Source organism: Vibrio sp. T3Y01, assembly GCF_013114525.1.
Taxonomy (GTDB): domain Bacteria; phylum Pseudomonadota; class Gammaproteobacteria; order Enterobacterales; family Vibrionaceae; genus Vibrio; species Vibrio chagasii_B.
Genome location: NZ_VTXJ01000008.1, coordinates 33,832 through 46,196, shown reverse-complemented (window position 1 = coordinate 46,196; position 12,365 = coordinate 33,832). Strand labels below are relative to the sequence as shown.

Annotated in this window: 9 protein-coding genes; 7 read left to right on the top strand and 2 right to left on the bottom strand. The window is 42.8% G+C overall.

Features of this window, described 5'->3' with window-relative positions; genetic code table 11:
* The first annotated feature begins 63 nt into the window (after positions 1 to 63).
* From dmeF to F0232_RS10640, 3 genes are all read left to right on the top strand, one after another.
* Positions 64 to 1,038, top strand: coding sequence for a CDF family Co(II)/Ni(II) efflux transporter DmeF (gene dmeF / locus F0232_RS10650; RefSeq protein WP_105057048.1), 975 nt, complete (start codon positions 64 to 66; stop codon positions 1,036 to 1,038).
* On the top strand, positions 1,016 to 1,432 hold the full coding sequence (locus F0232_RS10645) for a MarR family winged helix-turn-helix transcriptional regulator (RefSeq protein ID WP_061031436.1): 417 nt from the start codon (positions 1,016 to 1,018) through the stop codon (positions 1,430 to 1,432). Before dmeF ends, F0232_RS10645 begins: the two co-directional genes overlap by 23 nt.
* A 563-nt stretch (positions 1,433 to 1,995) precedes the next feature.
* Positions 1,996 to 3,705, top strand: a complete 1,710-nt coding sequence (locus F0232_RS10640) for a methyl-accepting chemotaxis protein (RefSeq protein WP_171750790.1) — start codon at positions 1,996 to 1,998, stop codon at positions 3,703 to 3,705.
* A 224-nt stretch (positions 3,706 to 3,929) separates the two neighbouring features.
* Here F0232_RS10640 and F0232_RS10635 read toward each other — a convergent pair whose 3' ends face one another.
* Positions 3,930 to 4,169 (bottom strand): PAS factor family protein, encoded by a 240-nt coding sequence (locus F0232_RS10635; protein WP_008217643.1) that lies wholly within the window; start codon positions 4,167 to 4,169, stop codon positions 3,930 to 3,932.
* Positions 4,170 to 4,447: 278 nt separating this feature from the next.
* Between F0232_RS10635 and F0232_RS10630 the strand changes: the two genes are divergently transcribed.
* The 4 genes from F0232_RS10630 (at position 4,448) to F0232_RS10615 (ending at position 11,489) form a co-directional block, all read left to right on the top strand.
* On the top strand, positions 4,448 to 5,443 hold the full coding sequence (locus tag F0232_RS10630) for a hypothetical protein (protein WP_061031435.1): 996 nt from the start codon (positions 4,448 to 4,450) through the stop codon (positions 5,441 to 5,443).
* Positions 5,444 to 5,910: 467 nt separating this feature from the next.
* Positions 5,911 to 8,100 (top strand): immunoglobulin-like domain-containing protein, encoded by a 2,190-nt coding sequence (locus F0232_RS10625; RefSeq protein WP_105057049.1) that lies wholly within the window; start codon positions 5,911 to 5,913, stop codon positions 8,098 to 8,100.
* 259 nt (positions 8,101 to 8,359) lie between these two features.
* A complete protein-coding gene (locus tag F0232_RS10620; RefSeq protein WP_105057050.1) occupies positions 8,360 to 9,280 on the top strand; it encodes a LysR family transcriptional regulator in 921 nt (306 codons plus the stop codon).
* A gap of 181 nt (positions 9,281 to 9,461) precedes the next feature.
* Positions 9,462 to 11,489 carry a TonB-dependent receptor gene (locus F0232_RS10615; RefSeq protein ID WP_105057051.1) on the top strand — a complete coding sequence of 676 codons (2,028 nt, stop codon included), beginning with the start codon at positions 9,462 to 9,464 and terminating at the stop codon, positions 11,487 to 11,489.
* Positions 11,490 to 11,610: 121 nt separating this feature from the next.
* On the opposite strand, the gene F0232_RS10610 is transcribed toward F0232_RS10615, so the two are convergent.
* Positions 11,611 to 12,354, bottom strand: a complete 744-nt coding sequence (locus F0232_RS10610; RefSeq protein ID WP_105057052.1) for a class I SAM-dependent methyltransferase — start codon at positions 12,352 to 12,354, stop codon at positions 11,611 to 11,613.
* Positions 12,355 to 12,365 lie beyond the last annotated feature (11 nt).

The window sequence follows — 12,365 nt, the reverse complement described above, 5'->3', positions numbered from 1 at the left end:
GTTCATCAAAGTAGTTTGACTGATCAGTAGCATTAACTTTGAACACAAGCTAAGGACACCAATTTGAGCTTTTCAACCCACCATCAACACAACTTCTCTTCACACAACAGCCAAGGTGAAAAGCGCACTTTTTATGTCCTGCTACTGACAGTCACGACTATGTTTATCGAAATCATTGCAGGTACGGTTTATGGTTCGATGGCATTGCTTGCAGATGGTTGGCACATGGGCACACACGCAGCAGCGTTTGGCATCACTTTGTTTGCTTATCGTTACGCAAGAAAACATGCCGATAGTGATCGTTTCTCTTTTGGTACAGGTAAAGTGAGTGTGTTAGGGGGCTACACCAGTGCGATTGCTTTGGGTATTGTGGCTCTGTTGATGCTGGTGGAATCGATACATCGCTTGTTCAACCCTCAAACCATTCAATTTAATGAAGCGATTATTGTGGCTTGTATTGGTCTTGTGGTGAATGTTGTCAGCATGTTTTTGCTGGGGGACCACCATCACGACCATGATCATGGACACGCTCACGGGCATTCGCATGACCATTCCCATAGCCATGACGATACGCATCATCATAGTCACAACGGGCATCATCATGACCACAATCTGCGTGCTGCGTATATGCACGTTCTAGCGGATACGTTAACGTCGTTACTCGCAATTGTCGCGCTGCTGTTTGGTAAGTTTTATGGTTGGAACTGGTTAGATGCAGTGATGGGGATGGTCGGCGCGCTGGTCATTGCCAAGTGGACCATGAACCTCATGAAGCAGACTAGCCCAATCTTATTGGATGAAAACATTCATCAGGAATATCGTGATTCGGTGATCGAGACGCTATCACCTTATGCTTCTGTGACAGATTTTCACATGTGGAAGGTGAGCGGGCATCACTATTCAGCGGCGATTACTCTTGAATCAATCAGTGACAAATCCGTTTCTGATTATAAACAAATGCTCGCCAAGTTTGATAAGATAAATCATCTTACTCTTGAAGTGCACTCAAACGGCCATGCAAAACATAGAACAGCTTAACCAAATATTGACTGAGTTCTACGACAAAATGTCTTCGTGGGAGCAATCCGTTGTTAAAGAAACGGGTTACTCGCTCGCACAGGTCCATACGATTGAAGTGTTGGGCATGCATGGCGCGTTGCGAATGAAAGAGCTTGCTGAAAAGCTTGGTATCACAACAGGCACACTCACTGTTCAAATTGAGAAGCTGGTAAAAGCAGAGTTGATTGAACGTCATGAGCACCCAACTGATCGACGAGCAATTGTGGTTGCTTTGACTGGTGAAGGGCAAAAGATCCACGTTCACCATAACCAACTTCACCTAAATCTCGTCAATGAGCTAACCCAAGGCATAGAAGAACAAGATAAAGCTGTGCTATTGAAGTGCTTAACTCAAATGGTGAAAGCTTTTTAACACGTTGCAGGTTATTCGCTCGCATCCAAGGGCGTGCGAATTTGTGTGTCACAAGATGAACTTACAAAGCCGACAGTGATGTCGGCTTATTGCTTTTTGGCGAGCGGTTACGACGCTCATTGATTAGTGACTTATTTATTTAAATGAAGCACTTATCACTTGGAAGTGATCTAAACAAAAGGGGCGGTGAGAAAATCTCCAAATCCCTTTATTTAAAAGGTGTCAGAGATGTTTTTAACGTTTGTATCAAACATGAGAAACCTTTGTATCCCAATTTTATAATCTTGCTAATGTACATCGTACTAATTTGTGTTATTGATAATTTTAACTTTAATGGGTTTTCCTATTTGCATTTTCAATGAATGTGCAATGGCGAAATATAGGGGCAAAACAGCCCCTGTAAAGCGCCCATTATTGGTAAAAAGATAAAAATAACGAAATAGCATGGGCGAGATAAAACAGTCAGACGCCCAGCCTTAGATACCTAAATTTAGTAAAGACGAGTCACATCTATGGATATAAAGAAAAAGCTCTATTCATTGGGAATGTTTTCCATTTTCGGCATGGTTTCATTGCTGTTCACCACTTCACAATTCGCAGATACGACTGCTCAAATGAGCGAAGCTAAACAAATCACCAAAGAACTCGAAGTTCGCCTGCTTAACCTGCGCCGTAACGAGAAAGACTTCTTGTTGCGAAATGATATGAAATACCTAGATAAGTTCGACGTGAACTACAACAAGTTTTTGGCTTCAGAGTCACAGCTCAATGTGGTTCTGAATGATCTAGGGTTGGTAAACAGCACACACTTACGTGAAGACATCGAGACGTACCATACGAGTTTCGTTGAACTGGTAAAAGCAACGGAAGTCTATGGACTCACGAGAGACAAAGGTCTTTTGGGACAGTTTCATGAAGTGCTAGATAGCATGAGTGCAACCGCGAGCGCTGAGCAAAAAGTAGAGTTCTATCTTTTTAATGATTTGATTGAAAAAGGTACCTTTGATCCGATCATGCTTTCTTTAAGCTCGAGTGCCTTGCTAGAGACAGCAAAGCAAGTGGTTGAACAGAAGAAAGTTATTGGACTTAAGCACAATGAGGGCCTTCTTGGGGAAGCACGCTCTGGTTCACATGTGATTGAGACTCAGTTTAAAGAGTTTTCAGCAGTGCTCGACCAAGAAACTCAAAAGGAGATGGACAAACTATCGCTGATCAACAACATCCTTTGCGTCACATTGCTTGTGTCGATCATTTTGTTCAGCTGGTTAATCGTTCGCTCTATCATTGGCAAAATTGAATCACTACTTTCAGTGATTCGCAATATTGTCGATTCCAACGATGTGTCAATACGTTCACACCTTGATGGTAAAGATGAGTTGAGCACGTTAGGTCAATACTTCAACCAATTGCTTGATCAGCTTGAAGGCTTGATTTCTGCCTCTCAATCTAAGTCTCTACAACTTACTCAAAGTACCTCTAATATGCATGATGAGCTTGAGTCAGTAATCAAACAGTTTGAAGTTCAAGCCAACCACACCTCAACCATGACAACATCCGTTCAAGAGATGGTATTAACGATTGGTGAAATTTCAGAAAGTACTTCAGTTGCTGCAGAAGGCGTTCAACAAGCGAAAGTGAACGCAGACAAGGGGCGTGAAGTGGTGGTCGATACCATCAACAACATTACTCAGTTGTCTGAACGTCTATCAAGCAGCCAAGATTCAATCAGCTCACTGAACCATCATGTTGATCAAATCGGTGATGCAGTCAACATTATCCAAGGCATTGCTGAACAAACTAACCTACTAGCGTTGAACGCTGCAATTGAAGCAGCACGTGCCGGTGAGCAAGGGCGTGGCTTCGCAGTGGTAGCAGATGAAGTACGCGCACTAGCAAGTAGAACACATCAGTCGACGACAGAGATAACCTCGGTGGTAAGTGCGATTCAAAGCCAGATGCAGGCATCGATGACTGAAATTGGCGAGTGTAACCAGCAAGGCCAGCTAACGCTTAAAGATTCAGAAGAGCTGGATGCTAGCCTGCAGCTTATCTTAAGTGACATGCAGAGCATTCAAGGTAACTCTGAACGTATCGCGTCAGCAATTGAAGAGCAGGGGGCAGTAATGGCACAAGTGAGTGATTCCATTACAGAGTTGAACACCATCTCTAATGATAACAATGCATCAGCTCAACACTGTTTGATTGAAGTCGATAAAGTCGCAGAGCAAGCGAATGATATGGACCAAGCTGTAGCGCAGTTCAAGACGTCGTAAGTTCCTCAGGATAAACCAATACCAAAGGCGCAGATCATCTGCGCTTTTTTTGTGTCTGGCGTTTAATGGATGATGCTTCTAACTGACTATGTGAGTGATGTGTATGAATTATACTGTGAATTAGTATGACCATTAGAGATCATTACAGTGTGAAGAAACGACCCGTGGGGGGAGGAGCTGGGTCGTTTGAGCTTAATGATTGATAATACGGGATTCCGTGGAGGTTATTTGCTTCGACCTTCTAGCACGTCAAGTGCAAGTTCAACCGCTTTATCAATGTTGTCGCATCCGGCTAATTTCCCTGAACTGATAGGCCCAAGCACATTAGCGTATAACGAGAGCTGCTTATTAAATGGCAGGCTCAACTGCTCATATAAACGCTGGCGAATCTCGGCATGCTGCTCAGGAGCGTGGGCAGCAAGGCTTTTTAAAGTGTCATAAACAAGAGTGGTAGTAGTGTTCATTCGTCTCTATATCATCAAGTGGGAGATGCTTATTTTATAATCTTTTACTCACAACTTGCTGTGATATATGTCATACAATAAGTCAAATGATCGATGGTTTACGTTAACTTTTGTTTCGCTAGAAGTTTATCAGAATAAGGCATTCCAAAATGGACTTAAGTATCTATGAAATAAGGTTAAAATATTTGTTATCTATTAAGCTTACTCATACCTTCACGATACAGTCCGAACAAATATCGTTATTGTGAATGGTTGAATCTCACTGGAAGAGGAACAAAATGCACTACGACGTATTCAATGGGGATGCAGATGGCATTATCGCATTATTGCAATTGCGCTTGCATGAGCCAAAAGAGAGCACACTTGTCACCGGTGTTAAGCGTGATATTAAGCTAGTCTCGCAAGTGCTTGTTCAACTCGCGGAGCAGGATCCCCAAAGCGATATTACATCGGTGACTATTTTAGATGTTTCAATGGAGAAGAACTTAAGCGAGTTACGTTCGCTGCTTGATAGTGAGATCAACGTCTTCTACTGCGATCATCATCGTACGGGAGAAATACCGAAGTCTCATTACCTCGAAACCTTAATAAACACTGCACCGGAATGTTGTACCAGCTTGTTAATAAACCAAAAGCTAAAGGGTGCGTATGTGGCATGGGCAATAGCGGCGGCATTTGGTGACAACTTAAAAGCAGTGGCGACTCGACTTGCGTTAGCAACTGGTTTTGACCAACCACAAATCGACTTTTTAGAGGAGCTCGGAACTTTGGTAAATTACAACGGATATGGTGCGTCATTGAGCGATTTGCATTTTACGCCTGTTGAACTTTATCAACGCCTTTACCAATACCCAAATCCGTTTGCTCTGTTATCTGATGTAAGTTCCGTGTTTTATGAACTTCGCGATGCCTATAAGAGTGACTACCTACAGCTATCTGGCTTAAACCCAATATACGAGAGTAACGTTGCAAGAGTGTTTGAACTGCCAGCCGAGACTTGGGCAAGACGAATTAGTGGTGTATTTGGCAATGAAATCGTTAACCAAGATCCTGATCGCGCTCAAGCCGTATTAACGAAAAATCCTGATGGCTTGTCTTATACAGTGAGTTTACGAGCACCTTTATCAAATAGGACTGGAGCCGATGAAGTTTGTTCTAGTTTCGATACGGGAGGTGGAAGAAAGGCAGCTGCTGGAATTAATCAGCTTAAGGAAGTGGACAAGATGAATTTTATTGCGCTTATGGAGCGATATTATTCATCTTCTGGTGATTAGCTTGGTGAGTAATGTTTGATTTTTTATCTCAGAATAAAGAATTAAGTCTAGTGTTCCAATCCGATGTGTACTTTTTAAATACACGAAATCTGAACGATTTTGATTTTTTAGTGATATCACTCGCAAACTTAAATGTCTTTAATATCAGTGCTTTTAGAGCCTTTATTCGAATTGGCTCATTAAATTAACTTTACCTAATATAGCTTAATTTTGATTGTGAATTAACTGTGTTTTATATATTCATAATATCAATCAATTTCATTGAAAAACCTCTAATTTAGCATTTTAAATCGAATGAAAAGTCAAAATCATATTGATTCTAATATTCAATCTGTGACTTAAAATCACAAGTTAAATCAAAGGTCGTTTTTTCCTATAAATTCCATTACTTCTCTATAAATATTCATGATTAAAATGAATTGGTTCGGTTGTGATTGGCACAGCTGTTAAGTAAGGAAGTGGGACTAATGTTAAAACGTAAAGCTCTACAATTAGCAGTATCAGTCGGTATGGCGGCCATGTCGGGCGCGGTTTATGCAAATGGATCTGACATGACGAATCCAGATTCAGGTGTCGTCGTTGGTTATTGGCATAACTGGTGTGATGGTGGGGGTTACCAAGGTGGTAATGCGCCATGTGTAACGCTGGATGAAGTGAACCCGATGTACAACATTGTGAATGTATCATTCATGAAAGTGTATGACGTGGCGGATGGTCGAATTCCAACTTTTAAACTGGACCCTACTGTTGGGCTTTCAGAAGAACAATTTATTGACCAAATTTCAGAACTCAACAAGCAAGGTCGCTCTGTGCTAATAGCTTTAGGTGGAGCCGATGCACACGTAGAGCTTGAAACAGGTGATGAAAGAGCCTTTGCTGATGAGATTATCCGTCTTACGGAGCGCTATGGTTTTGATGGTCTAGATATCGACCTAGAACAAGCAGCAGTAACCGCAGCAAACAACCAAACCGTGATTCCAGATGCCCTTAAGCTAGTGAAAGATCACTACCGTGCTGAAGGCAAAAACTTCCTTATTACTATGGCGCCAGAGTTCCCGTATCTAACGACGGGTGGCAAATATGTCCCTTACATCGATAACTTGGAAGGTTACTACGATTGGATCAACCCGCAGTTTTACAACCAAGGCGGTGACGGTATCTGGGTTGAAGGCGTAGGTTGGATCGCACAAAACAACGATGCATTAAAAGAAGAATTCATCTACTACATCTCTGACTCACTAATCAACGGTACACGCGGTTTCCATAAGATCCCGCACGACAAGTTAGTGTTTGGTATCCCTTCAAGTATCGATGCTGCAGCTACTGGTTTCGTGCAAGAGCCACAAGATTTGTACGACGCATTCGATAGCCTAACGGCGCAAGGTCAGCCTTTACGTGGCGTGATGACTTGGTCTATCAACTGGGATATGGGTACCAACAAAGCCGGTCAAGCGTACAACGAACAATTCATCAAAGACTACGGTCCTTTTGTTCACGGTCAAGTGACACCACCACCGGTAGAAGGTGAGCCTGTATTGAAAGGTGTTGAGAATACACGTGTTCTTCACGGCACTGTTTTTGACCCGATGGAAGGCGTGACAGCAACAGATAAAGAAGATGGTGATTTAACTTCATCAATTGATGTTGAAGGTTACGTTGAAACCAGTGTTATCGGTACTTATGTTCTAACCTACCGCGTGAAAGACAGCGATAACAATGAAACAACCAAAGCAAGAACGGTCGAAGTTTACAGCCAAAAACCTGTATTCGATGGCGTGTCTGATACTACTGTCATGTTAGGTAGCGCATTTGATCCGATGGCTGGTGTGACTGCAAACGATGCTGAAGATGGTGACCTAACAAGTTCGATTACACACACTGGTAGTGTCGATGTGAATGAAATGGGCAACTACACGCTTGTATACAGTGTGACAGACAGTGCTCATCAAACCATCACTGCTGAGCGTAAAGTGTCAGTGACTGATGGTTCTAACTGTGCTGCTGCATGGGATGCCGACACTGTTTATGTTGAAGGTGACCAAGTATCACACGACGGCGCGACTTGGGGAGCTGGCTGGTATACCCGTGGTGAAGAGCCAGGAACGACAGGTGAGTGGGGCGTTTGGAGAAAGGTTTCAGACAGCTCATGTGGTGGAAATCCTGATCCAGGTGGTGACCCAGAACTGAACGTATCTGGCCTTCAGTCGGAATACGTACTAGATAACGGCAATGTACGTTTACAATTCACACTGACATCAAACGAAGCGTTAGATGTAACAGCTATGGTGATTAACAGCGCAGGTACTGTAGTAGAGCAGACCAAAGTTAACCTAACTGACAGTCGTGCAATAACAATGGATCTGTACGATGTAACCGAAGGCCAATACAAGCTTGAAGTCGTTGGTAAAGCAACAGACGGCGAAATGGTGATGGTCGATAACTCATTCGCTATCAAAGAAGAGGGCGGTACAACGCCACCTCCAGGTGATTACCCTCCGTATGAAGCCGGAACGAACTACGAAGCAGGCGATATTGTAGTCGGCAGTGACAATGGCTTATACGAATGTAAGCCTTGGCCATACACAGCGTGGTGTGCAAGCGCATCTTATGCTCCAGGAGATAGCCAATACTGGCAAGATGCTTGGACAAAGCTTTAGTCTTATAGCTTAACGCTAGCAATATAAAATAAACGACCAAAGAGAGGCCATTGTGCCTCTCTTTTTTTATTAGTTAATCCAAATCGAATCATGACCTCGGTCTTATTAATGTCACAACTTTTGTCGGCGATATACATAGCGGCTAGGGTGGCAAAAGACTTTGCTTTAGATCAAAATAAGAGTGATTATCAATTGTATTACATGTCTGAAAACTGCACTATGCGCTCATTGAATTTTCAAGTTTGTTAATATTTAAGTAATGAATCTAGCGCAAGTCGACCTTAACCTCTTAGTTATCCTTAAACACCTTCTTGAAGAAAAGCATGTATCCAATACTGCTTTAGCACTTGATATGAGCCAGCCTACCGTGAGTCGTTCGCTGCAAAAGCTACGTACAGTGTTTAACGATGACCTGTTAGTAAGAGCGGCTTACGGCTATGAGCTAACACCAAAAGCAGAAGCGATTAAGCAAGATCTCAATTCTGTGCTGACACGCTTAGAGAAGTTGGTTCATGGCGATGTGTTCGAACCACAAACGAGTGACAGTACTGTTCGTTTCTTCGGTTTGGTTCCTCAGGTTTCTCATCTGTTGCCTAAGGTCGTTTCCGAGATTCGCAAGCAAGCACCAAATATGGTTGTCGATGTCGATTCTATTCCGAAACGTCATTTCGAACCTTTGTTGTCGGGGGATGCACATTTTGTAATGTCGACCCATGAGCCTTTAAGTTCAGAGCAAAACTTGTATCGAATGTTCGTGATAAGCCGTGACTACCGCTTGTTGATGAGCAAAGACCATCCATTGGCTGACAAAGAGATCACGGTCGATGACTTGCTTAACAGCCAGCTAGGTCAGATCTCGCTACAAGGTGATAAGAAGCTCTCTATTGAAAATCGATTCAAAGATCTTGGGCTGATTGATAAGCAGCGCCAACTTTCAATCCCAGTGCAGCTGTCTAACTTCAATATCGCTGCAGATATTGCAGAGACGACCGACATCATCTTTCACCTACCAACCCCTTTTGCCACGCAAGCTGCCAAACAACGTGACTTAATTTGTAAACGCGTGCCGAAAGCGATCAGAAGTCCGTCAGAAGATGTTTACTTATATTGGCATAAACGCTTCCACAATGACCCTATGTGCCGTTGGGTACGCCAGCTATTCAAAGACTTATACGCCTAAATCATGAGTATCATGAATGGGATTTTAAGTATTAGATTGAAATGAATATGGTTCTTTTCTCTTATTTGAAATGTGAATAACGAGAATGAATTTTTGGTATGAAACTTTCGTTGATAACAATGGTAACTGACTGTTTAATGCAAACCATTATCATTACCAATCACATATAAGAATGAATATCATGTCTGAGAGATCCCTTTTTACTCGTAAGCCTTTATCGATCGCAGTCGCTGTTATTTGTACTTCACTTTCGCCAAACCTATTGGCGCAAGAGGAAGTGAAGGCTACAGATGAGCAAATGGTAGTTACCGCTACTCGTACAGAGATGGCGTTGAAACAAGCACCAGCTTCTATGTCTGTAATTACTGCTCAAGATACCGAAGATAGCCCAGGTATTACCTTGGCAGACATCGTTGCTGAATCAACGAGTGTTGAGTCTGACTTTGATAGCACGCGTGCTGGCCGTCAGATGATCTCTATTCGTGGTATGGATTCTGATTACACGCTTATCATGGTAAACGGAAGACGTTTAAGTTCAGCAAGTGCCATTATCCGTGGCAACGATTTCGATCTTTCTACAATTCCTACTGAATCTATCGAACGTGTTGAAATCATCCGTGGCCCAATGTCGGCACTATACGGCTCTGACGGTATGGGCGGTACAATCAACATTATTACTAAAGCCCCTGTCAATGAGTGGAGTTCGACATTAAGTATGGATACCTCGTCACCAATGGATGGTAATGGTGGGCAGGAGCAGTCTGTAGGTCTAACGACCTCTGGTGCTTTGATTGAAGATGAGTTGTTTGCTCGTTTCTCTATTAACCAAACGAGCCGTGATGCATGGCAGCCATATTCTGGTATTCACTCTTCGGGTCATGATAGAGAAGATGTGACTGCACTAGAAGGCCGCGATACGTTAAGCCTATTAGGTACGTTAACTTGGCATGCAACTGATAATCAAACCATCGATTTAGACTTAGGTTACAGCGACGACCAACGTGATGGATTGGCTGAATATGCTACAGGTGCAAATCCAATTGATAGTAAAGTTCTACGTAACAGCCAAGCGATAACACACAGCGGTTTTTGGAGCTGGGGTGATACACAAGTGCGTTACTCGCGTGAAAACGTAACTGATAGTGACGCAGCTGATTTAGGAAATAACTACAGCAGTGATGTTGAAGAATTGACGCAAATTGTAGAAGCTTCAGCAACAACCTATCTAGGTGATAGTCATACCGTTACATTTGGTATGGATTACCAGTTAAGTGAGTTAACAAACAGAGAAAACCTAGTTAACGGGACATCCGAGGCTTACCAAGGTGCATTGTTTATTCAAGACCAATGGTTAATGACGGAGCAACTAACAGCAACAATCGGTGGTCGTCTAGATAAACACGAACTATACGGTGAAGAATTTAGCCCGCGAGTGTACTTGGTTCACCAAACAACGAATGACTTAATTATCAAAGGTGGTGTTGGTAAAGCATTTAAGGCGCCATCTTTAACACAAAACCAAGCGGATTACACAGTGAACAGTTGTAAAGGTGTTTGTGATTTACATGGTAACGAAGACCTTAAGCCTGAAACCAGTTTGAACTACGAGATCGCTGCTATCTATAGCCAACCTCGTTGGAATGTCGAAGGTGCATTGTTCCGAAATGAAATCAATGACCTAATTGATCGTGATGATACCTACTGTGAGAACGGTGGAGTATTTGAAGCGGGTAAAGGGTGTACAGATAGTTCAAGCTCAACAGGTTATGTAAACGGTAAACGTACTTATACTAATGTTTCAGAAGCAGTAGTCCAAGGTGCAGAGCTTACGGGTCAATTCCAAATCACGGACGAGTGGGGTATTTCTGGTAACTACACTTTCCTAGACACAGAAGATAAATCAACGGGTGAAGAGCTGTTAGAGCGTTACAAGCATTCTGGTTTGGTTAAGCTAAACTGGAGCCCTACTTACGATCTAAACACCTTTATTAGCGCGCGCTACCGTGGCGAACGTAATATCGAAACGGATCTAACTCAGGATGCTTACACAACATTGAATATTGGTACGGTTTACAACGTGAATGATTCTGTTCGTATTCGTGCGGGTATCACTAACTTGACGGACGAAGCGGTATCTCAAGAGCTTGAAAACATGGGTTATGTTGAAGAACCACGTACTTACTACGTAGGTATGACGGCTGACTTCTAATCAATCATCGTTTGATCCGATAAGTTAATACACATGAAAAAGACCCCACATGACTTAACGTTGTGTGGGGTCTTTTGATTTAGGCGCTTTTCGTGAGAGCTAACGCTTTACGAGAAGTAAACTAGCTTTTCACACACGCAATGAGTGCATTACCTGAAAGCGTGTCCCAAGGTAAAAGCTTGTCATAGTCATGCTCGAAGATGTGAACCTCAAAGTAGGGTTTCAAAATTTCGATTAACTCTTTAAATGAGAACGCAACCATTGGGTGTTCATCGTTCCATATCTGAGTCTCACCAGCAGTGGTTTTCTCGATGCTAAGCTTCAAAGCCTGCTTGTCGCCCTCGCCAGAGTAATACCAACCCGATCGGAAGGTAAAATCATCCTGTTCTTGGTTTGTCGTATGGCGAACAAACAGATCATTACTGATCTTATCTTTGTCGACCACATTGAAGCAGAACACGCCGCCTTGTTTTAGCGCTTTATGAACGCTGGCAATGCACTCTTTTAACTTCTCGATGCCATCGTTGTAGTGGATCGAATACAAGAAACAAGTAATAAGGTCGAACGGCTCAGACACTTCAAAATTACTCATGTTCTGTACTGAAAAGTTAGCCTCAGGGCAGCGTATTTGAGCGATATCTAACATGGGCTGATTTAGGTCAAGTCCATTGCTTTGATAGCCATAATCAATAAAGTGACGAACGTGTGGGCCAGTGCCACAACCAAGGTCTAGGTGAGTTCTTCCTTCATTTCCAAAAATCTGATGTAGCCTACGAACGCAGTGACTTTGCGCTTGGTAGTCAATATCAACACACATTAAATCATAGTAACCGGATAGGTCGGTATAGAGCGCGTTGGCGGACATGTTTGCCTGCA

Coding starts and splice junctions, on each gene's coding strand:
- F0232_RS10645 (WP_061031436.1), top strand. CDS start 1,016: ATGCAAAACATAGAACAGCTTAACCAAATATTGACTGAGTTCTACGAC.
- F0232_RS10640 (WP_171750790.1), top strand. CDS start 1,996: ATGGTTTCATTGCTGTTCACCACTTCACAATTCGCAGATACGACTGCT.
- F0232_RS10635 (WP_008217643.1), bottom strand. CDS start 4,169: ATGAACACTACTACCACTCTTGTTTATGACACTTTAAAAAGCCTTGCT.
- F0232_RS10630 (WP_061031435.1), top strand. CDS start 4,448: ATGCACTACGACGTATTCAATGGGGATGCAGATGGCATTATCGCATTA.
- F0232_RS10625 (WP_105057049.1), top strand. CDS start 5,911: ATGTTAAAACGTAAAGCTCTACAATTAGCAGTATCAGTCGGTATGGCG.
- F0232_RS10620 (WP_105057050.1), top strand. CDS start 8,360: ATGAATCTAGCGCAAGTCGACCTTAACCTCTTAGTTATCCTTAAACAC.
- F0232_RS10615 (WP_105057051.1), top strand. CDS start 9,462: ATGTCTGAGAGATCCCTTTTTACTCGTAAGCCTTTATCGATCGCAGTC.
- F0232_RS10610 (WP_105057052.1), bottom strand. CDS start 12,354: ATGTCCGCCAACGCGCTCTATACCGACCTATCCGGTTACTATGATTTA.